Annotated in this window: 21 protein-coding genes and 3 tRNA genes; 15 read left to right on the forward strand and 9 right to left on the reverse strand. The window is 60.5% G+C overall.

All coding sequences use genetic code 11. The features are described from left to right. Positions 1-46: 46 nt before the first annotated feature. On the reverse strand, positions 47-2110 hold the full coding sequence (gene glgX, locus BSP75_RS02750; RefSeq protein WP_075112137.1) for a glycogen debranching protein GlgX: 2064 nt from the start codon (positions 2108-2110) through the stop codon (positions 47-49). Positions 2111-2306: 196 nt separating this feature from the next. Here glgX and BSP75_RS02755 point away from each other — a divergent pair. The 5 genes from BSP75_RS02755 (at position 2307) to yjjG (ending at position 5092) form a co-directional block, all read left to right on the forward strand. Continuing rightward, positions 2307-2383, forward strand: a tRNA-Met gene (locus tag BSP75_RS02755). A 94-nt stretch (positions 2384-2477) separates the two neighbouring features. After that, a tRNA-Met gene (locus BSP75_RS02760) sits at positions 2478-2554 on the forward strand. An 88-nt stretch (positions 2555-2642) separates the two neighbouring features. Next, a tRNA-Met gene (locus BSP75_RS02765) sits at positions 2643-2719 on the forward strand. Positions 2720-2897: 178 nt separating this feature from the next. Continuing rightward, complete coding sequence (locus tag BSP75_RS02770; RefSeq protein WP_075112138.1) at positions 2898-4397, forward strand: leucyl aminopeptidase family protein; 1500 nt, start codon at positions 2898-2900, stop codon at positions 4395-4397. 14 nt (positions 4398-4411) lie between these two features. Further along, positions 4412-5092, forward strand: a complete 681-nt coding sequence (yjjG, locus tag BSP75_RS02775; protein ID WP_075112139.1) for a pyrimidine 5'-nucleotidase — start codon at positions 4412-4414, stop codon at positions 5090-5092. Positions 5093-5185: 93 nt separating this feature from the next. Here the strand turns inward: yjjG and BSP75_RS02780 are convergent, their stop codons facing one another. The 3 genes from BSP75_RS02780 to dusC form a co-directional block, all read right to left on the reverse strand. After that, positions 5186-5923 carry a transporter substrate-binding domain-containing protein gene (locus BSP75_RS02780; RefSeq protein ID WP_075112140.1) on the reverse strand — a complete coding sequence of 246 codons (738 nt, stop codon included), beginning with the start codon at positions 5921-5923 and terminating at the stop codon, positions 5186-5188. A gap of 125 nt (positions 5924-6048) precedes the next feature. Then, positions 6049-6417 (reverse strand): TraR/DksA C4-type zinc finger protein, encoded by a 369-nt coding sequence (locus BSP75_RS02785; protein WP_042657497.1) that lies wholly within the window; start codon positions 6415-6417, stop codon positions 6049-6051. Between the two features lie 97 nt (positions 6418-6514). Beyond that, the gene (gene dusC, locus BSP75_RS02790) at positions 6515-7459 is read right to left on the reverse strand and encodes a tRNA dihydrouridine(16) synthase DusC (RefSeq protein WP_075112141.1); all 945 of its coding nucleotides are present in this window, start codon (positions 7457-7459) and stop codon (positions 6515-6517) included. A 123-nt stretch (positions 7460-7582) separates the two neighbouring features. Here dusC and BSP75_RS02795 point away from each other — a divergent pair, with 123 nt between their 5' ends. The 5 genes from BSP75_RS02795 (at position 7583) to BSP75_RS02815 (ending at position 12311) form a co-directional block, all read left to right on the forward strand. Then, a complete protein-coding gene (locus BSP75_RS02795; RefSeq protein ID WP_075112142.1) occupies positions 7583-7960 on the forward strand; it encodes a YbaN family protein in 378 nt (125 codons plus the stop codon). Positions 7961-8094: 134 nt separating this feature from the next. Beyond that, positions 8095-8640 carry an adenine phosphoribosyltransferase gene (gene apt / locus BSP75_RS02800; protein ID WP_042058966.1) on the forward strand — a complete coding sequence of 182 codons (546 nt, stop codon included), beginning with the start codon at positions 8095-8097 and terminating at the stop codon, positions 8638-8640. Between the two features lie 172 nt (positions 8641-8812). Then, positions 8813-11347, forward strand: coding sequence for a DNA polymerase III subunit gamma/tau (gene dnaX, locus BSP75_RS02805; RefSeq protein WP_075112143.1), 2535 nt, complete (start codon positions 8813-8815; stop codon positions 11345-11347). 114 nt (positions 11348-11461) lie between these two features. Then, positions 11462-11791, forward strand: a complete 330-nt coding sequence (locus BSP75_RS02810; protein ID WP_033113565.1) for a YbaB/EbfC family nucleoid-associated protein — start codon at positions 11462-11464, stop codon at positions 11789-11791. Positions 11792-12086: 295 nt separating this feature from the next. After that, the gene (locus BSP75_RS02815) at positions 12087-12311 is read left to right on the forward strand and encodes a DUF3955 domain-containing protein (protein ID WP_075112144.1); all 225 of its coding nucleotides are present in this window, start codon (positions 12087-12089) and stop codon (positions 12309-12311) included. 177 nt (positions 12312-12488) lie between these two features. On the opposite strand, the gene BSP75_RS02820 is transcribed toward BSP75_RS02815, so the two are convergent. Next, positions 12489-12767, reverse strand: coding sequence for a hypothetical protein (locus tag BSP75_RS02820; protein WP_148140598.1), 279 nt, complete (start codon positions 12765-12767; stop codon positions 12489-12491). A gap of 154 nt (positions 12768-12921) precedes the next feature. Here BSP75_RS02820 and nfo point away from each other — a divergent pair, with 154 nt between their 5' ends. Then, positions 12922-13764: a deoxyribonuclease IV gene (nfo, locus tag BSP75_RS02825; RefSeq protein WP_075112146.1), complete on the forward strand. Its 843-nt coding sequence runs from the start codon at positions 12922-12924 to the stop codon at positions 13762-13764. Positions 13765-13867: 103 nt separating this feature from the next. On the opposite strand, the gene BSP75_RS02830 is transcribed toward nfo, so the two are convergent. Beyond that, on the reverse strand, positions 13868-14773 hold the full coding sequence (locus BSP75_RS02830; RefSeq protein ID WP_075112147.1) for a LysR substrate-binding domain-containing protein: 906 nt from the start codon (positions 14771-14773) through the stop codon (positions 13868-13870). Between the two features lie 102 nt (positions 14774-14875). Here BSP75_RS02830 and BSP75_RS02835 point away from each other — a divergent pair, with 102 nt between their 5' ends. The 4 genes from BSP75_RS02835 (at position 14876) to BSP75_RS02850 (ending at position 19311) form a co-directional block, all read left to right on the forward strand. Then, positions 14876-15868, forward strand: a complete 993-nt coding sequence (locus BSP75_RS02835) for a TDT family transporter (protein WP_058051570.1) — start codon at positions 14876-14878, stop codon at positions 15866-15868. Between the two features lie 255 nt (positions 15869-16123). Next, positions 16124-17113 carry a lauroyl-Kdo(2)-lipid IV(A) myristoyltransferase gene (gene lpxM, locus BSP75_RS02840; RefSeq protein ID WP_075112148.1) on the forward strand — a complete coding sequence of 330 codons (990 nt, stop codon included), beginning with the start codon at positions 16124-16126 and terminating at the stop codon, positions 17111-17113. 151 nt (positions 17114-17264) lie between these two features. Continuing rightward, the gene (locus tag BSP75_RS02845) at positions 17265-18260 is read left to right on the forward strand and encodes a lauroyl-Kdo(2)-lipid IV(A) myristoyltransferase (protein ID WP_075112149.1); all 996 of its coding nucleotides are present in this window, start codon (positions 17265-17267) and stop codon (positions 18258-18260) included. Between the two features lie 193 nt (positions 18261-18453). Next, the gene (locus BSP75_RS02850; RefSeq protein ID WP_075112150.1) at positions 18454-19311 is read left to right on the forward strand and encodes a PA4780 family RIO1-like protein kinase; all 858 of its coding nucleotides are present in this window, start codon (positions 18454-18456) and stop codon (positions 19309-19311) included. Positions 19312-19355: 44 nt separating this feature from the next. Here BSP75_RS02850 and BSP75_RS02855 read toward each other — a convergent pair whose 3' ends face one another. The 3 genes from BSP75_RS02855 to BSP75_RS02865 all read right to left on the reverse strand — a co-directional run bounded on the left by BSP75_RS02855 (position 19356) and on the right by BSP75_RS02865 (position 21879). Next, on the reverse strand, positions 19356-19886 hold the full coding sequence (locus tag BSP75_RS02855) for a GNAT family N-acetyltransferase (protein ID WP_075112151.1): 531 nt from the start codon (positions 19884-19886) through the stop codon (positions 19356-19358). Beyond that, complete coding sequence (locus BSP75_RS02860; protein ID WP_075112152.1) at positions 19883-21121, reverse strand: GGDEF domain-containing protein; 1239 nt, start codon at positions 21119-21121, stop codon at positions 19883-19885. Before BSP75_RS02860 ends, BSP75_RS02855 begins: the two co-directional genes overlap by 4 nt. Positions 21122-21384: 263 nt before the next feature. Beyond that, on the reverse strand, positions 21385-21879 hold the full coding sequence (locus tag BSP75_RS02865) for a prolyl-tRNA synthetase associated domain-containing protein (protein ID WP_075112153.1): 495 nt from the start codon (positions 21877-21879) through the stop codon (positions 21385-21387). Positions 21880-22014: the final 135 nt, after the last annotated feature.

A 22014-nucleotide genomic window follows, 5' to 3' on the forward strand; every position in this document is an offset into this window, starting at 1 on the left:
TCAATTAGCAGCAATCCATTAGCAGCAATCAAGCCGCAGTTATCTATCAATAGAAGTCGTCGGCCCCACAGATAAAGAGGCAACTGCTGCGCGGCTGGGCGAGATACTCACGGGTCAACCCCTCCAGCGGCATGCCGAAGGTGCAGATATCTTGCGGCGAGGGGAGGGCAGTATCGAGGATCCGCCGCCAGTAGCCGCCAACCCCCTTGGGCGGGCTCGGCAGATTGAAGGTGAGGGGCTCCCAGTAGGCGTTGAACAGCACATAGAGTGCCAGCTTGGTTTCGCTCGACAGCGCCGACATGGCGATGGCGTGGGAGTGGGGGCTGAAATCCGGTTGTCCGGCGTTGACCCCGTGCCAGCAGATCTCGCTGTGGCGCAGGATCTCGGTGAGCGACAGCGGCATGCTCTCCTGCTCCGGGCGCTGGAACAGGTGTTTGCGGTACTGGATCAGCTCCTTCATGAAACGGAACATCTCCTGACCGCGGGCGTTGGGTAGCCAGTTCATCCAGCAGGTGGCGTTATCCTGACAGTAACCGTTGTTGTTGCCCCGCTGGGTGCGCAGCAGCTCGTCTCCCATCAGCAGCATCGGGGATCCCACCGAGAGCAGGGTCGCCACCATCATGTTCTTGGCCTGCCGCATCCGCAGGGCGTTGATCTGGGGATCTTCGGTGATCCCTTCATGGCCGTGGTTCCAGCTGAAGTTGTGATCGCAGCCGTCACGGTTCTCCTCCCCGTTGGCTTCATTGTGCTTGCCGTTGTAACTGGCCCAGTCCCACAGGGTAAAGCCATCGTGGCAGGTGACGAAGTTGATGCTCTTCTCGGGGTCGGCGTGGTGGTAGTGGTAGATGTCTGGGCTGCCGCATAGCCGCTCGACAAAGGTGGTGACGCTGTTGTCATCGCCGCGCAGGAAGCGGCGCACATCATCCCTGAACTGACCATTCCATTCACGCCAGCGGGCCCCGGCGAGCGACCCCACCTGATAGAGTCCCCCGGCATCCCAGGCTTCGGCAATCAGCTTGATGTCGGCAATGTTCGGATCGGTATCTATGGTGCGCAGGGTGGGCGCATTGGCCTGGGGCTGGCCCGATTCGTCCCGCGACAGAATGGCGGCCAGATCGAACCGGAAGCCATCGACGTGCATCTCCTGACGCCAGAAGTGGAGGCTGTCCATGATCATCCGCAGCACCACCGGATGGGCGCCGTTGAAGGTGTTGCCGCAGCCCGAATAGTTGGTGTCTTTCTGGTTGTTGTCGAGGATGTAGTAGGCCTCGTTATCGATGCCGCGAAACGAGAATACGGGACCATCATCGCCCCCCTCGGCGGTGTGGTTGTAGACCACATCCAGGATCACCTCGATATTGGCGCGGTGCAGCGCCTTGACCATGTCGCGAAACTCGGTGAGAGGGTCATCGCCGCAGGCGTATTGCGCGTGTGGGGCAAAAAAGGACATGGGGCTGTAACCCCAGTAGTTGGAGAGCCCCTTTGGCGCATCCTGGGGATCGAACTGGAACACCGGCAGCAGCTCGACGGCGGTGACGCCGAGGGATTGCAGATAGGGGATCTTCTCGATAAGCCCGAGATAGGTGCCGCGCAGCGCCGGATCAACCCCGGAGCTGGGGGATTTGGTAAACCCCCCCAGATGCAGCTCATAGATCACCGAGCGGGAGAGAGAGTGGGCGGGCAGCTTGTCCCCTTCCCAGTTGTAGTGACGGGTATCGACCACCCGATTCTTGGCGCAGCAGGCCAGATTGCTGCCTGGCCGGGCCGCCGCCCAGCGGTCGTAGTTGGCGCCCAGCTCGATGCTGCGACCATAGGGATCGAGCAGTATCTTCTCGGCATCGAAGCGGGTGCCGCAGTAAGGGCGCCACGGGCCCTGAATGCGATAGGCGTAGCGTTGACCGACAGGTAGCCCCTCAATATGGATATGCCAGTAGTAGGCGGTGCGGTTGAAACGGGGCGAGAGCGGGATCACCTCTGGCGTGCGGTCCTCGGCGCTGGCGAAGAGCAGTAGTTCCACCCGGCTGGCCAGGCGGGCCCAGATCGCGAAGTTGACGCCGTGGCTGTCGGGTGTGGCCCCCAACTGACGGCAATGACCGGCGGAGATGCGCATATTTTACCTACCCAAAATGAGGAGAGTTCAGCTTATTGAGTGTAGTGCCGGATGCTCGACAAGGACTCGATTGCCTGAAAAAACAGCATGATGCTGTTAATGACCGCACTCTTTGTCCGATTAATCTACGAATAAACTTTTTTTGAGATATTTACTTGCAATCTGTGCGCTGGCGCCTATTATTGGCGACCTCAGACGCGGGGTGGAGCAGCCCGGTAGCTCGTCGGGCTCATAACCCGAAGGTCGTCAGTTCAAATCTGGCCCCCGCAACCATCTGAGAACCTGACCTGTCAAACAGCTGTAACGGATTGGCAGAAAAGGAAAAATCGAACTGGCTACTGCTCGGCCACTTCGAGAAAAATTCGGACGCGGGGTGGAGCAGCTCGGTAGCTCGTCGGGCTCATAACCCGAAGGTCGTCAGTTCAAATCTGGCCCCCGCAACCAACTTTTTCGTCAGCATGCGATTGTGCGAACAATCGAAAGCAGACAAACGCCATCAAGCCACTGCTCGGCTTGGGGGTGACAATTCGGACGCGGGGTGGAGCAGCTCGGTAGCTCGTCGGGCTCATAACCCGAAGGTCGTCGGTTCAAATCCGGCCCCCGCAACCAACTTCTGATCGTTCCCTTCTTGTATTGCTACTCTTTCTTTCATTGAACAATCATCCTTGATGCCCGTCGCCTGCTGGTGATTGCTGCTATTTCTGACGCTTTTTCAAGACCAAAACTGGTCGCATCAACCATTTGTTAGGTATCATCAGGTATCTCTTCATGGATGAGGCGCTCTCCTGTGATCACACCCTTCACCTATCTTCCCCCCGCTATCGAGAGTCAGGATGCCACCCTGGCCGAGGCCCTTGCCATGGGATTGCCGCTGCAGTTGCTGGTGATCGCCGAAGAGCAGAAAGAGGCGTTATTGGCACAGCCCCAGTTTGCCGATGTCAAAACCCTGCTTGCCCTCGGACAAAAGTCCCCCTTTACCCTGATGCATGGCAATACCCTGTTGCAGGTGGTGTTTGTGGCCAGCAGTGTGACGCGGGATCACCGTCTCTATAAGCAGGTAAGAAACTGGATAGCACCGCTGTCGGGGCTAAAACTGGAGCGGTTCGGTCTGCATCTGGAGGGATTTTCCCCTGCTGAACGAGTGATGCTGGCCGAGTTGCTACTCTCTGCCCTGTTGGCCGCCAATGTGCCGCTGCCGACCAGCAAGAGTCGCAACGAGAGCGGTTGGACCTACCAGCAGATCATTGTCTCTCCCGCGGTGGTGCTTGATCTGGCGCGCCTTTACAGCGAGGCGGGGGGCAATGGATTGGCTCGTCATCTGGCGGTGTTGCCCGCCTCCGAGCTCACTGCCGCCAGCTATCGCGAGTTCGTCAGCCAACTGGCGCAAGATGAGGGGTGGCTGTGTCAGCATTATGATCAGGCGCAGTTGGCCGAGCTGGGGGCGGGGGCGTTTCTGGCGGTCGCCAGTGGCTCGGAAGACAATCAGGGGGCCATGGTCAAGCTCAGCTACTACCCGCCCAAGCCGGTGCGCCGCATTGCGCTGGTGGGCAAGGGGATCTGCCACGACACCGGTGGCTACAACCTCAAGGTCTCCGGCAGCATGTATGGCATGCATCTGGACATGGGGGGCAGCGCGGTGGCGCTGGGGGCCCTCTACGCCATCAGTCGAGCCCAGCTACCCTACGAGGTACACTGCTGGCTGGCCATTGCCGAGAACCATATCGGCCCTCATGCCTATCGCCCCGGCGAGGTGGTGACCGCCATCAATGGCACCTCTATCGAGGTGGTCGATACCGATGCCGAAGGGCGAATGGTATTGGCCGATACCCTGGCGATGGCCGCGCAGGATACCCCGGATCTGTTGATCGACTATGCGACCCTGACCGGCGCCTGCAAGCGGGCGTTGGGCAGCCGCTACAGCGGCGTCTTTACCAACCGCAGCGAGTGGCTGGTCTCGCTGGTCAATCTGGGTCAGCGCAGCGGCGAGCGGATCTGGCCCTTCCCGCTCGATGACGATTACGACGACAATATCGAGAGCGAGTGGGCCGATCTGTTGCAATGCGCGCCGGGCAGTTCGCCGGATCACATCGATGCGGCCCGTTTTCTCGCTCACTTCGTGCCCGAGCAGACCCCCTGGCTGCATTTTGATTTGAGCGGTTTTCGCAACAAGGGGGGCAATGGGGTGGTCTCCAGCGAAGTGACCGGTTTTGGTGTGCGCCTAACCCTGGATCTGCTGGCCAGCCCGCTGGGTCGCATCGGCCGACATACCACTGATCCATCTGACTGATAACAAGGAGTTCTGTGAAACAACCAAGCTATGACTGGGTGCTGTTCGATTTGGATGAAACCCTGCTCGATTTCCCGGTCGCCGAGGCGCTGGCCCGAACGCTAACGATCTATGGTGTTGAGGCCGATGACGCCGCCATGGCGCAGTATCACACCATTAACCACGGGCTCTGGCAGCAGTACAACGATGGCGAGATCGATGCAACTGCGCTGCAGCAGACCCGCTTTGCCCTCTTTGCCCAGCAGGTTGACGCCGATCCCATGGTGATGAACAACACCTTTCTTGCGCAGATTGTCGCCCTGAGCATGCCCCTTGAGGGAGTGCTCGACACCCTGCAGCAACTGCGCAGCAAGGTACGGATGGGGATTATCACCAATGGCTTCAGCGTGCCCCAGCGCGGGCGGCTCGGAAAACTGGGCTGGAGCGAGTGGTTCGAGCCACTGGTGATCTCCGACGAGATCCGGGTGACCAAGCCTGATCCCGCCATTTTCCAGCACACTCTCTCCCTGATGGGACAGCCGGATCCGGCCCGGGTACTGATGGTGGGTGACAACCCGAAAACCGATATCGCCGGTGCAGCGGCGCAGGGGCTGGCGACCTGCTGGTACAACCCCGAGCGGCAAGCGGGCGACAGTGGGGCCACCCACGAGATCCACCACTTTTCCCATCTTGCCGGGATTGTATTGGGGCACTGAGTGCTGTGGTGTCTGATGGAATAAGGGTCTGTCGCGAGAGGCGGCAAGCGTGTGGCAGACAGAAATAGAGAGGGGAGCCGAGGCTCCCCTCTCTTATGGATGTTGAGGGGTGAACCGGTAGCGATCGAGGATCTGCTGATAGTCGGGGCTCTGTTTCAGCTGTTCGATGGCCTGATTGATCCGTTGCAGGTGCGTCTCTGTGGTGCTCTCTTTGCTCAGCATCAGGTGAACCGGTGTCAGCTCGATACGCAGCAGAATATGCAGATCATCCGGTAGCTTCCCCTGATTGCGCCACTCCTGCAGTCCGTGGGGATCGAGAATAAATCCCTGGATCCGCCCCCCCAGCAACATTTTCAGTAGCTGCTCCAGCCGCAAGCGCATCTGCAAGCGGGGCTGCATGTCGGGTTGGGTCATCAATTGGCGGAAGGAGTCGCCGTAATCAAAACCTTTGAGCAGTCCGAGATGAAAGTCAGGGGTATTGGCAAGCTGGTCGAGGGTGGTGATCCCGCGCCAGCGTTCGGCATCCTGGCGGCGGACGACGATGACCGTCTCCTCTTCCCGATAGGGGTGGCTGAAGCGGGCGTATTGTTGCCGCTCGGCGGTCATATTGGCAGACATGCCAACCTGTATCGTGCCAAATTGCAGCTCGTGCAGCACGCGAGCCCAGGGCATTTCACTGAATCGTGCCTGATAACCGGCGCGCTGGAAGATGGCGTCGAGCAGTTCCACATCCAGTCCGCGAAGCTGCTGCTGTTCGTTGCGAAAGCTGAAGGGCTGCCAGTTGACCCAGCCGACGACCAATGACTCCTGTGCCAGCGCCTGGCAACACAAACACCATAACAACAAGAGTCGGTACACAACGCATCCCCTCGGGCAGGCTGATACGGTTGAGTATTGGACAGGAATGACGGAGTAACCAGTGCTGAGGGTTGAGCGGATGCACAGATGTGCATCCCTCACAGTTCGTGGGCGTGGAATCCCTTGCGATAGCGGGTTTCGCAGCGCGGGCAGCGTTGCAGGGTCGGATCCTGTTCCAGCTGTTCGATGGCCAGCGGCTCTTCACAATCTGAGCAGAGGCCGTAGATGCCCAGATCCATCTGGCAGAGTGCCGCGTCGATCCGCTTGAGGCGGGCCACGCTCTGCTCTACCTTCGGCAGATCCAGCCGGCTGGTCAGTTCTACCAGTTGATCCTGATCGCAGTGACCGACCTGCTCGGCCCACTCGTCACGGCGGCAGGCTTTCAGTTGACCGATCAGCGTTTCTCGTACTTGGGCCCAGTCGGACAGCAGGCGATTACGCCAGACAGTCAACTGTGCTTGCGTCATTTCACACACATTATCCCCCACAGGACAGACGACAGATTCGGGGCAGTATAGGGACCCGATAACTCTATCAAGATGATATGCGTCAAGTTAAACGTGGTTAGCCGTGGCTTTTGGCCGCTTGCAACAGGGCATCGCGGATGGGGTCGGTCTCTTTGAGTACCCTGATCTCCTGAAACAGCAGGTCCGCCTCGGGATATTCCCGCTTGAGGTAGCTGAACCACTGCTTGATGCGGCTGGGGTAGTAGTCGGCTTTTTCGCTGGCCAGATCCTGCTCGGTGTAGCTCACCATCAACTGCAGCACCTCGGCCCAGCTCATGTGCGGGCAGCCGGTTTTCATCACGTTAGCCAGATTGGGCAGGGAGATGGCGCCGCGCCCGACCATCAGGGCATCGCAACCGGAGACGCAGGCGCAGGCGAGGGCATCCTGATGATCCCAAATCTCGCCGTTGGCGGTGACAGGGATGGGCAGGGCGCGGCGGATGGCATCCACATACTCCCAGTGGGCGGGGGCCTTGTACCCTTCGCGCTTGGTGCGGGCATGGACGGCCAGCTCGTTGGCGCCCCCCTGGAAGACCGCCTGGGCGTTCTCCAGATAGAGATCCTTGTCATCGTAACCGAGGCGAATTTTGGCGCTCACCGGCAGATGGGCGGGCACTGCCTCGCGCACCGCCTTGACGATGCGGTAGATGGTCTCGGGCTCTTTGAGCAGCACCGCGCCACCCTTGCTCTTGTTGACCGTGGGGGCGGGGCAGCCGAAGTTGAGATCGACCCCGGGGGAGCCGAGCTCGATGGCGCGCACGGCGTTCTCGGCCAGCCACTCGGGGTGTTGCCCCAGCAACTGCACCCGCACCGGGGTTCCTGCGCGGGTCTTGCCATCTTGCAGCAGTTCGGGGCAGAGGCGGTAGAACACCTTGGCGGGCAGCAGCTGATCGACGATCCGGATAAACTCGCTCACGCAGAGATCGTAATCATTGACAGAGGTGAGGACCTCCCGCATCAGGTGATCCAGTACCCCCTGCATGGGGGCCAAAATAACGCGCATAACGGCTTTCCGACGAGAGTGGGGAGAAAAAAGAGCGCAGATTGTAGTGGGGTTGCGGCCCGCTGTCAGCACCCGCTCAAACTCTGTTAGGCTAGAGGGAGATAAATCAGGGGAGGAGAGGGAATGAAGCGTTGGTGTCTGATGGCGCTCGGGTGGTTGGCGTTTGTCACCGGTATTGTGGGTATTGTGCTGCCGCTATTGCCGACGACCCCGTTCATGTTGCTGGCTGCCGCCCTGTTTGCCCGCTCGTCGCCCCGTTTTCATCGCTGGCTGCTGACCCATCCCTGGTTTGGCCCGCCCATCGTGGATTGGCAACAGTATCGCGGTATTCGTCGTCAGGCCAGACGGCGTGCCATTATCTTCATTTTGCTCACTTTCTCGGTGTCGCTGGCGGTGGTGCCACTGCTGTGGGTCAAGGGGCTGCTGGTTGTCATAATGGTGATCCTGCTCACCTGGTTAATGCGCCTGCCGGTGCTGGAGCCAGTTGCAATGGCGAAGTGAAGTCCCTAAGCTATTGCAGCAATAATGCTATGGAGTCGGCCTGTCATTTTTGCGTGACAGGCTTTTTTATTTCCCGCAGAAGGGAATTGAGAAAAAATGGCCACCCCTGGGTCAAAAAAATAAGCGGTCAACACATGAATCCGGAAACCCTGAAATTTATCGAAGCAAGCATCAAGACCATTCCCGACTATCCGAAGCCGGGGATTCTGTTTCGTGACATCACCAGCCTGATCGAGAATGCCGAAGCCTTCAAGGCCACCATCGATCTGCTGGCCAATCATTATCGTGATCAAGGGATCACCAAGATTGTTGGTACCGAAGCCCGTGGCTTCATTTTCGGTGCACCGGTTGCCTTCGCCATGGGGCTGGGCTTCGTGCCAGTCCGCAAGCCGGGCAAGCTGCCGCGCGACGTGATCGAGGAGTCCTATGCCCTCGAGTACGGCACTGACACCCTGCAACTGCACACCGATGCCATCGTGCCCGGTGACAAGGTGCTGGTAGTGGACGATCTGCTGGCGACCGGTGGTACCGTCGATGCGACCGTCAAGCTGATCCGCCGCGCCGGTGGTGAAGTGGCCGATGCGGCCTTCATCATCTCCCTGCCGTCTCTGGGTGGCGATGCCCGCCTGACTGCCGCTGGCATCAAGGTGCTCTCACTGGTTGAACTGGCCGGCGAGTAATGCCTCTTCGGCCCGATCCTCTGCATCGGGCCAGCATGCAACCGATGCCCTTGCGGGCATCGGTTTGAAAATCAAGCGATCCCTCCCGCTCTGACCGATAGCCGATACAGCCAGCCCGCCATTTGTGTTAGCATCCGGCCTCAATGCCCTGTCTTCCCTGCATGATGGATTTATGAGCTATCAGGTTCTGGCGCGTAAATGGCGCCCCCATACGTTTGAACAAGTGGTAGGCCAGCAACATGTGCTGACCGCCTTGACCAACGCCCTGGATCAGGGACGGCTGCATCACGCCTATCTGCTGAGCGGTACCCGCGGGGTCGGCAAGACCACCATCGCCCGTATTCTGGCCAAGAGCCTCAACTGCGAGCAGGGGATCAGCAGTCATCCGTGTGGCGTCTGCGATACCTGCCGCGAGATCGATCAGGGCAACTTTGTCGACTTGCTGGAGATTGACGCGGCGTCCCGCACCAAGGTGGAAGATACCCGCGAGCTGCTCGACAACGTGCAGTATCGTCCGGCCCGTGGCCGCTTCAAGGTCTATCTCATCGACGAAGTGCACATGTTGTCGCGCCACAGCTTCAACGCGCTGCTGAAAACCCTGGAAGAGCCGCCCCCCTATGTGAAGTTTCTGCTGGCCACTACGGATCCGCAGAAGCTCCCCATTACCATTCTCTCGCGCTGCCTGCAGTTTCATCTGAAGAGTCTGGATCAGACCCAGATTGCCAAGCAGCTCGAATGGGTGCTGGATCAGGAGGGACAGCCCTTCGAGCCGCGCGCCCTGCTGGCACTGGCCAAAGCCGCCGACGGTAGTATGCGCGATGCCTTGAGCCTCACCGATCAGGCGCTGGCCCACGGCAATGGCAGCGTGCGCCTCGAGAGCGTACTGGCGATGCTGGGCACGCTCGATCACCGCCATCTGCACCAGCTGCTGGAAGCCATTTTGCGGCAAGATGCCCCCGCGACCATGGCCAAGATCACCGAGATCGCCACCCTGGGCCCCGATTTTGATCAGCTTCATGCCGAGCTGGAAGGCTTGCTCCATCGCATCGCCATGGCGCAGCTGCTGCCAGCCAGTGTGCAGGAGCAGGGGGCGGATGCCGATTCCCTGCTGCAACTGGCCAAGGCGATGAGTCCAGAAGAGGTGCAGCTCTGCTACCAGATTGTGCTGGGGGGTCGTAAAGATCTGCCCTGGGCCCCCGATGGCCGCACCGCACTGGAAATGACTTGCCTGCGAATGCTCGCCTTCTCGCCAAGGCGCGACGCCCTGCATCCGGCCAGCCTTACTGCGCTGCCCCCGTCAATGACGAGCAGTGCCACGCCGGTTGCCTCTTTGCCGGGAAAGCGCCCGGCCGCTGAATCGGCCGCACTGGCACCGATCAGCGGCGCCGTGCCCGCGGTTGATGCCTCCCAGCCTGCGATGGTGGATGACACTGCTAACGCTGCCAACAGCGAGGAGGAGGCGCAAGCCGCCGAGCTGTTCAGTCAGCAGGATGAGCTGCTGCGCGAAGCTGCGGGCATGGGGTATCAACCCGAACCTGCTCTGCCAAATGCGCAGCCCGATGTGCTTGCGCACTCAGCCGCACAGCCCGCTGATGCTGGCGAGCATGCCTCAGCCGATACGGACTATTCCCGTGGCGAGTCGCTGACCGCCGCCTTCGAGTCCGCGCTCGAACCGACAGCTGTGCCTGTTGTCGCTGCTGAACCGGTATCAGCGGTATCGAGCATGCAGAGCCTGCTGGGCAAGCGAAATATGCTGCGCAGCCGCCAGCGTGGTCAGGATGCCCCGGCGGCGCCCGCGCCGCGCGCGGTGCCGGTTGCGCCAGCTAAACCTGTGGCGCCCGCCGCTGCAACGGTCGTCACCCAACAGCCAGCTCCGGTCAGCCAACCGGCCGGGCAGGGGATGGCGGCGATGGGTCACTATGATGATCTGCCGCCGGTGGATCTCTATGGCGACGATTACGAGCCGCAGGGTGACAACGGGGAATACGAAGAGTACCTCAATCAGGGCTTTGCCGAGCAGGCCCCGGTTCTGGGCCACGCGCCTGTCACGGCTCCGGCCCAGCCAACCGATCTGCCACCCTGGGATCTCGATGGGCAGCCGAGCTATCGACCCGGTGAGCGCGGCGCTACGGCACCTGCGGTGACGCCAGCCTCAGCGACCCAGCCACCCGTTGCTACCACGGCGCTGGCTGCTGCTCCCGTGGCGCAGCGCGAGCCCGCCCAGCCGGTGATGGAGACCATCGATTGGGATGAGCTCGAGAGCGATGAGGAGCCGCAAGAGGGGGAGGCGACCCGCCTTATCCCTTCGTCACTGCTCAATGGTTGTGGCGACCCTTGGGCCGAGCTGATTGCCCACACTCAGGTGGGTGGACGGCTGCGCCAGCTGGCCATCAACTCGGTGATGACGCGGGAAGGGGACAAGGTACTGCTGACCCTCAAGCCCGAGCAGCGCCATCTGGTGAGTGACAAGGCGCGCGCCGATCTGGCCGAGATCATCGGCCCGGCGCTGGGGCAACCGGTGCAGGTCGAGGTGACGCTCGGTGTGGTGCCTGACAAGGAGACTCCCCTCGAGATCGAACACCGCCTCTATCTGGGGGTGCGCGAGCAGGTAACCCGGGATCTGGAGCAGGATCCCAACGTGCAGTTTTTAGTTCAGCGGTTTGGTGCCGTGCTTCATCACGAGAGCATCGAGCCCCTCAACCGCTAAATTCCGTGGCCGGGAGCTCGCTTCCGGTTGAAAAGCAGTTTGGCTGTCCCCATCTAGGACAGACAAGCCCACAGCCCGGCGCTGGATGCCGGATTTCAAGACGAGAGACGACATATGTTTGGTAAAGGTGGAATGGGGAACCTGATGAAACAGGCCCAACAGATGCAAGAGCGTATGCAGAAGGCGCAGGAGCAGCTGGCTCAGATGGAAGTGACCGGTGAAGCCGGTGCTGGCATGGTCAAGGTCACCATGACCGGTAGCCACAGCGTCCGTCGCATCGAGATCGACCCCTCCCTGATGGAAGATGACAAGGAGCTGCTGGAAGATCTGGTCGCCGCCGCGTGCAATGATGCCGTGCGTCGTGTGGAAGAGCAGAACAAGACCAAGATGGGCGAACTGACCGGTGGCATGCAACTGCCGCCAGGTTTTAAGATGCCCTTCTAAGGCGACTCTCCCCGCGCATTCTTGCTCCCTTGTCGCTGGCCATTCGGGCCACGGCAAGGGGGACGGCCGAGAGACCCAAAGACGCAGCCGTTATCGTTCAGGCGATAGGCTGCGTTTTTTTATGGGCGCCGCTCAAGCCCTTGTCTGCCTGCTATTGCTCACCCGCCGCTCAGCGCCGTCTTTTGTCGATCGCATCTGGTTGGCCGTCCTTAATCGAAAAGCCTCGTTCACTTCACCCTCCCTTCACATCGGGATGGAGAATGGGTGGCTCGTTCAAGATTAAAAGGCGTGTTTGATGATCATGACAATCATGATGCGTACCGGTGCCGTGCTGGCAGCCATGGGCGTGTGCTGTCTGGTGGCTTTTGAACTGATTGGTTCTACCGTCGGTGAAGATGGCACCTTGCATGAACCCTTCGGCTTGATCCCCATCGGTTTGTTGCTGCTCGGTGTGGCGATCTTGTTGCTGCTGGCCGGGGCAGTCAAGGGAGTGTGGCTGCGCCATCACGGCCGCACATAACGCCTTGGGATGGTGGACGAGGCTGCGGGATGCCTGATCCAGGCATCCCGCTGACTACCACTGTGCAGGAGGGAGGCAACCGTACATCGAGATGAGCAAAGGTGTGCTCGGTGACCTCATCGGTATGGGGTCTGGCCGGGCAACAGCCAGATGCGTTGTAAAAGGGGTGGCTTTCGCTTATTTGGCGTGCAGAAACAGCTCTTCAATGGACATCGGGGTGTTGAAGTAGTGCGTCACGGCATTGGCGAGATAGGGCAGCAAATCATCCTCCCGGATCTCGTCTGCCAGCCGGGTGTCCGGCTCTGCCTTGAAACGGGGCGCATGCACGGTTTTGCCCTGATTTTCGAGGAATTGGGCAATCCCTGCCGCTGACGCCGTCGCCCATTGGCGATGGGGGGGCATGGAGGCAAATTTCAGCAAGGGTTCTTTGGTGTTGTCAATCATCGGCAGGTTCATCGCAAGCTCCTCGGTCATGGAGTGAATATTATACAGCTCGGGCCTGAACGAATCCTTTTTGGCCCGTAAAAACGATCAGGCTTATCGACTATTCCGGTTTGGCGGGATTGGGCGGGATCGGCATAATGGTGGCTTGCCGTATTGAGGAGATTGTATGAAATATATCGGAGCCCACGTCAGTGCGGCCGGCGGGGTGGAGAATACCATCGCCCGCGCCCAGGCCATCGGGGCCAACGCGTTTGCCCTCTTTACCAAGAATCAGCGTCAGTGGCAGGCGGCCCCCTTGTCGGAGACCACCATCCGCGCCTTCAAGGTGGCCTGTGACAAGGCCGGTTTTCTGCCGGAGCAGATCCTGCCCCACGACAGCTATCTCATCAATCTTGGCCACCCGGATCCCGATGGTCTGGCCAAATCCCGCGATGCCTTTCTCGACGAGATGAAGCGCTGCGAGCAGCTGGGGCTCTGTTATCTGAACTTCCACCCCGGCAGCCATCTCAAGCAGATCCCAGAGGCGGCAAGCCTCAAGCTGGTGAGCGAGTCGATCAACTGGGCGCTGGAGCGCAGTGAAGGGGTGACGGCGGTGATCGAGAATACCGCCGGGCAGGGGACCAACCTCGGCTGGTCGTTCGAGCAGCTCGCCACCATCATCGAGGGGGTGGAGGACAAGAGCCGGGTCGGGATCTGTTTCGATACCTGTCACGCCTTTGCCGCTGGCTACGATCTGCGCACCGCAGAGAGCTGCGCCGCCGTCTTTGCCGAGTTCGACCGCACTGTGGGTTTTCACTATCTCAAGGGGATGCATATCAACGGCGCCAAGTGCACCTTCGGCAGCCGGGTCGATCGTCACCATAGCCTGCGGGAGGGCAATCTGGGGGAGGCGGTGTTCCACCACATCATGAATGATGATCGCTTCGATCGCATTCCGCTGATCCTCGAGACCATTGACGAGTCCATCTGGGGCGAGGAGATCAGCTGGTTGCGCAGTCTGGCGAAGTGATAGTCAGCGAGCGGATTAAAAGAGAGGGAGCCACGGGCTCCCTCTCTGCATGTTGCTTTCCGCCATAGGCGCTCTGGTTTGCTATCGATGATCTGGTCGGGGGTTAGTCCGGGCTGATCACCTCGGCCTCGTTCACCTGAGCCCGGCAGAAGTGGAGAAAGTGGCGCAGGGAGGCGGAGTGGTACTTCTGCTTGTGCCAGATGAGGGAGAGCTGGCGCGGGAAGCGGCGGGTGAGGGGAAGGGCCACCAGTCGGCCATCCTTGAGCCGATCGGAGACCGCCAGCCGGGAGATGAAGGAGATCCCCAGCCCCTTCTCCACCGCCAGCATTACCGCCTCCAGGGTGTTGAGCTCAAGCCCTGCCTGCCAGTGGGGCAGCTCGGGCTGGATCTGCTGGATAAACTGCTCGCGGCTGCCCGATTGCGCTTCACGCAGCACCCAGGTCTCGCCGCCCAGTCGGGAGAGAGAGAGCTCCGCCTTGTCGGCAAGCGGGTGGCCGGGGGGGGCCACCACCAGCATCTCGTCCTGCAGCCAGGGTTCGGCGAGCAGGTCGGGGTGGTGGTTCTCCCCCTCGATCAGCGCCATATCCAGCTCGAAGTTGGCCAGCGCATGGCAGAGCAGGTGAGTGTTGTTGATGGTCACCTTGGGGGGCAGCCCCAGCTCCTGTTTGCTGCTGGCGAGCAGGGTCGGCAGCAGGTAGTTGCCGATGGTCTGGCTGGCGCCCAAGCGAAGCTGGCCGCTTGGCTCGGCATCGGGGCTGAACAGGTTCTCGATATCCTGCATCCGGGTCAGCAGCTCTTCGGCGGCCGGTTGCAGCAGGCGCCCCTCGTTGTTGAGCTGCAATCTGGGGTGAATGCGATCAAACAGCGGGGTGGAGAGCTGGCGCTCCAGTTCCTGCAGCGACTGGGATACTGCCCCCTTGCTCAGGCAGAGCTCGTTGGCGGCAAGGCCAAGGTTTCCGTAGCGGGCAATGGTGGCGAACACTTTCAGCTGCTGCAGGGTCAGTTTCATGCTGTTTGGTTTTCCTGAACGATTGATTTAATTCATTTAGATATCGTAAACGATAAGGGGCCATTATCCTATCGCCATAGTCATCAATAGAAAGGTGTCATCATGATCGCAAGAACCCGTAAATCACTGGCTGCCGCCCCAACCCCCATGGCGGGTCTGGCGCTCGGCATCGCCAGCCTTGGTTGGTGTTGGGAGAATGCCGGTCACTTCGATGGCCGGATGCAGCTGCTGGGCGCCGCCGTTGCCGCCGTGTTGCTGGTGATCCTGACCTTCAAGTTTCTGCTTCACCCCCGTTTGTTGCTGCAAGATCTGGCTCACCCCGTGGTGGGCAGCGTGGTACCGACCTATGCCATGGGTACCATGGTGGTCTCCAAAGCGCTGGGGATGATTGCGCCGCAAGCGGGCGAGGCCCTCTGGCTGTTTGCCGTGGCGGTTCACCTGCTGTTCCTGGCCACCTTTATCTGGCATCGCGCCAAAGAGTTTGAAATCCACCACATGGTGCCGAGCTGGTTCGTGCCGCCGGTGGGGATCATCGTGGCGGATGTGGCCTTCCCGGGCGGTCAGTTTGCCCCGCTGGCCAACGGTCTGCTCTGGTTCGGGATCATCTGCTACGGCCTGATGCTGCCGCTGATGCTCTATCGCCTGATCTTCAGCCATGAAGTGCCGGATGCAGCCAAACCGACCATCGCGATCCTGGCGGCCCCTGCCAGCCTCTCTCTTGCAGGTTACCTGACCGTCAGCCAGGATCCTTCCTTGCTGCTGGTGGCTGTGCTGCTGGGGATCGCCATCCTGATGACCGGCATCATCTATCTGGCCTTCATCAAGCTGTTGCGTCTGCCCTTCTCGCCGGGTTATGCCGCCTTCACCTTCCCGCTGGTGATCGGTGCCACCGCCCTGTTCAAAGTGGCCCATCTGGTTGAAGGGTTTGCGCAAGCGGCCCACTATGTGGAGCAGATCAGACTGCTGGCCCACTTCGAGCTGGGGGTGGCTACCGTGATCGTCGGCTATGTGGCACTGCGTTACCTGATGTTCTTTCTGCCGCAGCGTGATACCGCAATGAACAACGGCATGGCTCGCCAGGGGGCTCACCGCTAACGCTTGACGAGGTGACATCGGAACATGGTCAAGCAGTGTGCTCAGAGAGCGACGGGATAAGCGACCAGTCATACGATGGATGGACAAAGAACCACCACTCTGGTTGTGTAATAAGCAAGATGCCCCGCAGTGCGGGGCATTTTTTTGTGGTTTTTTGACCTCGCGCTCGTGTCGGGTTGCTGGCCATGAAATTAACTGGTATTACCTGTCAGGATGACTACAATGCACCACAACTTTTTTGCTTGACCCCGAATCATGTCTCCCCAAGATCCCGTATTTAACTCCTCCTTTGAAACCCGTTTTCTGCATCCCCGTTACTGGTTCAGCTGGCTGGCCCTCGGCCTGCTGATGCTGCTGGCTTTTGTGCCGGTGCGATTGCGCGATCGTTTGGCCGATGCTTTGGCGCCGCTGGTGTTGCGTGTGTCCAAAAAGCAGCTCTATATCGCCAGAACCAATCTGGAGATCTGCTTCCCGGACAAGAGCCCGGAAGAGCGCGATGCCATTGCGCTGACCTCGATCCGGGTCGGCCTCAAGAGTCTGCTGGGATTTGGCGAGTTCACCATGCGCAGCCAGCGTTATCTGATGAGCCGGATGCAGGTAAGTGGCTGGGAACATATCGAGGCGGAGCGGGCAGCCGGTCGGCCGGTGATCCTGGTGGTGCCCCACACCTGGCCGGTGGATGCCGCCGGTTACTGCTTCACCCAGCGCGGGGTGCCCATGTGCACCATGATGAAACGGGCGCGCAATCCGGTGTTTGATTGGCACCTCAACCGGGCACGGGCCAAGAACGGTTGCCGCGTCTATGAGCGCAGCGCCGGGATTAAGGCGGTGATCAGAACTATCAAGAGCGGTCGCAGCTTCTTCTACCTGCCGGATCAGGATCACGGCCGCGAGAAGAGCATCTTCGCCCCCTTCTTTGGCCACCCCAAGGCGACCCTGCCTGCCTTGCCCCGTCTGGTGCAGGTCAGTGGCGTCAAGGCGGTGCCGTTGCTCGCTTGTTACGATGAAGCGAACCACTGCTACCGACTGGAGATTGACGCACCGTTCGACAACTATCCCACCGAGGATGTGATGGCCGACACCTGCCGGATGAACGACATGGTGCAGCAGCAGCTGACCCGTCATCCCGGCCAGTACATGTGGTTCCTCAAGATTTTTGATACCCGTGAAGATCAGGAGGGACCGGATGGCCTTTATGAGGAGGGCATCCAGCGGATCCGCAAGGGATTGTCGCCCCACGGCTGATCCTGAATTTGTATGCATTGAAATGGCCCCATGTGGGCCATTTTTTTGTGATAACTAGTCTGATCAGTGCCTTGCAGGCTGGTGGCCAGCCTCTTGAGGGTAGAAAAAAATGTCAGGATAACTACAATAACTGTTTGTTTTTGATGACTTGATGGCCGCCATGTCCCCGTTAGATCCGGTATTTGATACCTCATTTCATACTCGCCTGCTCCATCCCAAATGGTGGGGGAGCTGGTGCGCACTGGGGCTGCTCTCCCTGCTGGCATTTACCCCGGCGAGGCTGCGGGACCGTTTTGCCGATCTGGTCTCACCGACCCTGCTGCGATTCTCGAAAAAGCAGGCCTATATTGCCGATACCAACCTCAAGATCTGCTTTCCCGAACTGGATGCCGCCGGGCGCCAGGCGCTGCTGCTCAAATCGATCCGGGTCGGACTCAAGACCTTTATGGGCTTTGGCGAGCTCAGCTGGCGCAGCAAGGCGCGGTTGACCCGCCGTATCAAGGTCACCGGCTGGGAGCATGTGCAGGTGGAGCAAGACGCGGGTCGACCACTGATCCTGGTGGTGCCGCACACCTGGGCGGTCGATATGATCGGTCGCTACTTCTCCATGATGGGCATCAACATGTGTACCATGATGAAAAGCCCGAAAGATCAGGTATTTGACTGGTACATCAACCGCGAGCGGGCCAAGGCGGGCAAGGTGTATGAGCGCAGTGTCGGCATCAAGCCGGCGGTCAAGACGATCCGCGCCGGTGCCAGCTTCTTCTATCTGCCGGATCAGGATCATGGCCGCGAGGCGAGTGTGTTTGTTCCCTTTTTCGGCCACCCCAAGGCGACCCTGCCGGCGCTGCCCAAGCTGGTGAAGCTGACCGGGGCCAGAGCGGTGCCTATCTTCGCCAGCTATGACGAGGATGAGGGGCGCTATCTGCTGGAGATCGAGCCGCCGTTTGACCCTTATCCCACCGCCGATCTGCTGGCGGATGTCAATGCCATGAACCGGGTGGTGGAGATGCAGGTGGCCCGCCATCCCGAGCAGTACATGTGGTTTCTCAAGATCTTCGAAACCCTGGAGCATCCGGTGGGGGATGACGGCCTCTATGAAGCGGGGATCCGGCGCATTCGTCAGGGCTTGCCGCCAGAGCCTTGAAAGTTGGCCCGCTTGCGGGCCATTTTTGTTGCTTCAGCGGCGGGTTAAGGTAAGCGGCCGTGCCGTTTTTTCAGGCGCTCATCTGGACAAAAACAGCGCAAACAGGGGATAAAAGGGTGTCTTATGAAAGGGAGAGGCAGGTGAGCGTGCGCGGAGCTATCTTCGAGAGCGGAAATAGGGTAAAAGGGCGGCCATGAAAATTCCAAATCGAATCCAACCTCTGGTTGATGACGGCCTGGTCGATGAGGTCGTCAGCCGGTTGATGAGCGGCAAAGAGGCCGACGTCTATGTAGTGCGCTGCGGCGACGAGATCCGCTGCGCCAAAGTCTATAAAGAGGCCTCCAAGCGCAGCTTCAAGCAGGCCGTGGTCTATCAGGAGGGGCGCAAGGTGCGTAACAGCCGCAGCGCCCGCGCCATGGAGAAGGGCTCCAAGTACGGCCGCAAGCAGCATGAAGAGGTGTGGCAGAACACCGAGGTCGATGCCCTGTTCAAGCTGGCTGCTGCCGGTGTGCGGGTGCCGCAGCCCTATGTCTGCCTCGACGGCGTCCTGCTGATGGAACTTATCACCGACGAGGATGGCAATGTCGCGCCGCGCCTCAACGATGTGGCACTCACTCCCGAGCAGGCGGTCATCGATCACCACAAGGTGATCCGCTATGTGGTGCGCATGCTCTGTGCTGGCCTTATTCACGGCGATCTCTCGGAGTTCAACGTGCTGGTGGATAGTCAGGGCCCCGTCATCATCGACCTGCCCCAGGTGGTGGATGCCGCCGCCAACAACCAGGCCAAGGCGATGCTGGAGCGGGACGTCAACAACATGCGCAACTACTACGGCATGTATGCGCCCGAGCTGCTCAAGACCCGTTATGCCCAGGAGATGTGGGCGCTGTTTGAAGATGGCAAGCTCACCCCCGAGAGCGAGCTGACCGGCCACTTTGAAGAGAGCCGTGCCGCCATCGATCTCGATTCCGTGCTGCACGAGATCGAGAGCGCCGAGGAGGCCTATGCCCGCCAGGCCCGGATGAAGGCCGAGCAGGAAGACAGTTACTAACGGCTTGCCACTCTCGCCACAAGAGCGCCTTCGGGGCGCTCTTTTTATTGCTGCATCGACTGCGGCCGGGGGGCTAGCTGGTACATCTCCAGCCAGCGGCGATCCCCCGGATGGAAGCGCCGCCCCAGCAACACGCCACCGGCGGCCGTAATGACCTTGCGGGAGGCCAGATTATCTTCGCCGCAGCTGATCAGCACCGGTACCGCCAGCACCTGCTGTTGTACCCAGCGCAGCAGCACGGTTGCGGCCCCTTCACCACGGCGAGAGGGGCGGGTCTCGTAACCGATATGACCCAGCCACTGGCGGGTTGCCTCATTGTCGCCGTGACGCAGGCGCAGGGTGGCGATGATCTCCCCGCCATCGAGGGCAAAATAGGTGGTGGCAGGCAGATATCCGTCGGGCAGGTTGCGCCCTTCGGCGTGGTCCAGCAGGCTCTGTAGCCAGCCGTCCGGATCAAATTGCGCCACCTGATAGAGCGGCAGTCCCGCTTCGGCACATTCGGTGACATAGCGGCGGTAGGCCGGCGCATCTGCCAGCCTGGCCGGGCGGCACTGCAGAGCGGGAACCGATCTCATGACAGGAGCACGCTGGGCTGCAGCGGTTGCGGTTCGCTGTGGTGGTGCTCCAGCACGCAGGCCCGTTGCCTTCCAGCCTGCTTGGCGGCATAGAGTGCCCGATCCGCCCGCAGGTAGGCCGCTGCAAACCCCTCGCCAGGATGCAGCGAGGTGAGGCCGATGCTGAGGCTGATAGGCCCTCCCGCCAGCGCTCCGGTTGCCTCGGCGATCTGCTGCTGCAGGGCGTGGCAGTAGGTGGGCAGGGTCTGCGGGTCTGCCATCCGCAGCAGGGCCAGCTCATCGCCACCGAGCCGACCGGCCATCCCCTCGGCGGGCAGGGTATTGGCGATTACATGGCCCACGGCCCGCAACATGGCATCACCGGCGGGGTGGCCGTGGCGGTCGTTGATCTGCTTGAAGTTGTCCAGATCGATCAGCAGCAGCTGGCCGGGGTTCGCCATCTCGCGGGCGCGCAGGGTCACCTGGCGTTCAAAATAGTGGCGGCTGAACAGGCCGGTCAGCTCATCCTGATTGGCACGCCGCTCCAGCTTGCGTTGGGTAGCCAGCATGGCCTGCTGCTGGCGGGTGTGAACCAGACTCAGCAAGAGATAACTGCGGGCGATGGTAAAGAGCAGGCTGAGCAGGATCACCGGCCCGAGCAGCGGATCGGTGAAGGAGTTGGCCGCCAGCTCCGGCTGCCAGAGGTGTTTGGCGATCCGCAGCAGTTGCAACAGCAGTTGCAGGGCGAGCAGCAGGATGGCAAAGCGCAGGACCCGATAGACAGGGGCCAGCCGCTGGTAGCGCCAGAGCTGCCAGATAAGCAGCGCAATCTGCAGCGAGAGTACGCCGGAGAGCACGATGATCCGGCTGTGTACATCAGTGAGGGGCTGCTGCAAGGTCGTCAGGGCAAACATGGCGAAACCGCCGACGGTGACGGCGGGCAGCAGCCAGCCGAACGGGTCGGCTTCACGCCGAAAGAAGTGGCGCATCCCCCGTTCATAGAGCAGAGGGGTCGCCATCAGCAGCAGGTTGGTCAGCAGAATATTGGCGAGCGAGGCTTCGCCCTCAAGGGGGCGCAGCAGCAGACAGCTGAAGGCACCGGCGATGGCCAGCTCGCTCCCCGCCCAGTAGAGCAGCGCCCTGATCTGGCGATGGCTGTACCACATGGCGGCGAAAATGGTAGCGACCCCCATATGTGACAGCGTGACGAACAGCACCAGACTCAACAACTGGGCCGAGGAAAACAGACTTGGCATCGAGGGCTCTCTGGAACGGTCACCTGTGAACGAACGGGCGATGGGGTATCGCCTGCTGGCAGTGGCCGATCACAACATGAATTCAACCTATTATCAATTGGTTAAATGGCCTGATGTGCTTGCTCCCGACTTCATGCACGATAGCGACTGCTGACTCGATTTATCGGGTGGTATGGCGCCATTTTATTGTCTTGTCAGTCAATTGTGCTGCGAGAAATATGGCCGTGTTGGCGACAATGTTGCCCCCACCGCCAGCCCTCGTGTTAATCGCAGATTGCAGCTGGCAAGCGCATCACGGTGGCCTTCCGGCCCAGATGGGTCAGCAGACGGCGCACGTCGTCGAGGCGGATGATCAGGGTAGCGGTGTTGACCAGCGGATGGCACTGCACCTGTTCGGCTTGCCAGATGGCTTCGTCCACCACCAGCTCTACGGCCTGTTCGCTATCGCGCACCATGGCGAGCAGGGTCACCGAGCCCGGGGTGAGACCGAGCACCGCATCGAGCCGCTCGGGGGAGCCAAAGCTCAGCCGCTTGACCCCGAGCATGACTGCCAGCGCCTTGAGATCGACCCGGCGCTCCTCCGGACTCACCACCAGAAACAGCCGCTCGCTTTTCGGATCGCGCAAAAAGAGGTTTTTGGTCTTGGCGGCGGGCAGGTCGGGCAGCAGCCTGCTCGCCTCCTCACAGGTAAACACGGGGGGATGATCAAAACGCTGGTAGCGGATGGCCAGCTGATCCAGCAGGGAATAGATTGCCACAGAGACTCCTTTCGTCGGCGAAGAGTGGTCAGAACCGGATGGGCGGGAATAACGACCGGATCGAGCTTACCAGTTTGACTCCCGCCTCGCAGCCTGCGTGACGATTGCGAGCTGGCACTGTATGAACGTACAATA

The sequence above is a fragment of the Aeromonas sp. YN13HZO-058 genome (genome assembly GCF_001921245.1).
In the GTDB taxonomy this organism is placed as follows: domain Bacteria; phylum Pseudomonadota; class Gammaproteobacteria; order Enterobacterales; family Aeromonadaceae; genus Aeromonas; species Aeromonas allosaccharophila.

Coding starts and splice junctions, on each gene's coding strand:
- BSP75_RS02785 (WP_042657497.1), bottom strand. CDS start 6,417: ATGACGCAAGCACAGTTGACTGTCTGGCGTAATCGCCTGCTGTCCGAC.
- BSP75_RS02855 (WP_075112151.1), bottom strand. CDS start 19,886: ATGAGATCGGTTCCCGCTCTGCAGTGCCGCCCGGCCAGGCTGGCAGAT.
- BSP75_RS02850 (WP_075112150.1), top strand. CDS start 18,454: ATGAAAATTCCAAATCGAATCCAACCTCTGGTTGATGACGGCCTGGTC.
- BSP75_RS02810 (WP_033113565.1), top strand. CDS start 11,462: ATGTTTGGTAAAGGTGGAATGGGGAACCTGATGAAACAGGCCCAACAG.
- glgX (WP_075112137.1), bottom strand. CDS start 2,110: ATGCGCATCTCCGCCGGTCATTGCCGTCAGTTGGGGGCCACACCCGAC.
- BSP75_RS02830 (WP_075112147.1), bottom strand. CDS start 14,773: ATGAAACTGACCCTGCAGCAGCTGAAAGTGTTCGCCACCATTGCCCGC.
- BSP75_RS02795 (WP_075112142.1), top strand. CDS start 7,583: ATGAAGCGTTGGTGTCTGATGGCGCTCGGGTGGTTGGCGTTTGTCACC.
- dusC (WP_075112141.1), bottom strand. CDS start 7,459: ATGCGCGTTATTTTGGCCCCCATGCAGGGGGTACTGGATCACCTGATG.
- lpxM (WP_075112148.1), top strand. CDS start 16,124: ATGTCTCCCCAAGATCCCGTATTTAACTCCTCCTTTGAAACCCGTTTT.
- BSP75_RS02820 (WP_148140598.1), bottom strand. CDS start 12,767: ATGAACCTGCCGATGATTGACAACACCAAAGAACCCTTGCTGAAATTT.
- BSP75_RS02815 (WP_075112144.1), top strand. CDS start 12,087: ATGATCATGACAATCATGATGCGTACCGGTGCCGTGCTGGCAGCCATG.
- apt (WP_042058966.1), top strand. CDS start 8,095: ATGAATCCGGAAACCCTGAAATTTATCGAAGCAAGCATCAAGACCATT.
- BSP75_RS02835 (WP_058051570.1), top strand. CDS start 14,876: ATGATCGCAAGAACCCGTAAATCACTGGCTGCCGCCCCAACCCCCATG.
- BSP75_RS02860 (WP_075112152.1), bottom strand. CDS start 21,121: ATGCCAAGTCTGTTTTCCTCGGCCCAGTTGTTGAGTCTGGTGCTGTTC.
- dnaX (WP_075112143.1), top strand. CDS start 8,813: ATGAGCTATCAGGTTCTGGCGCGTAAATGGCGCCCCCATACGTTTGAA.
- BSP75_RS02845 (WP_075112149.1), top strand. CDS start 17,265: ATGGCCGCCATGTCCCCGTTAGATCCGGTATTTGATACCTCATTTCAT.
- nfo (WP_075112146.1), top strand. CDS start 12,922: ATGAAATATATCGGAGCCCACGTCAGTGCGGCCGGCGGGGTGGAGAAT.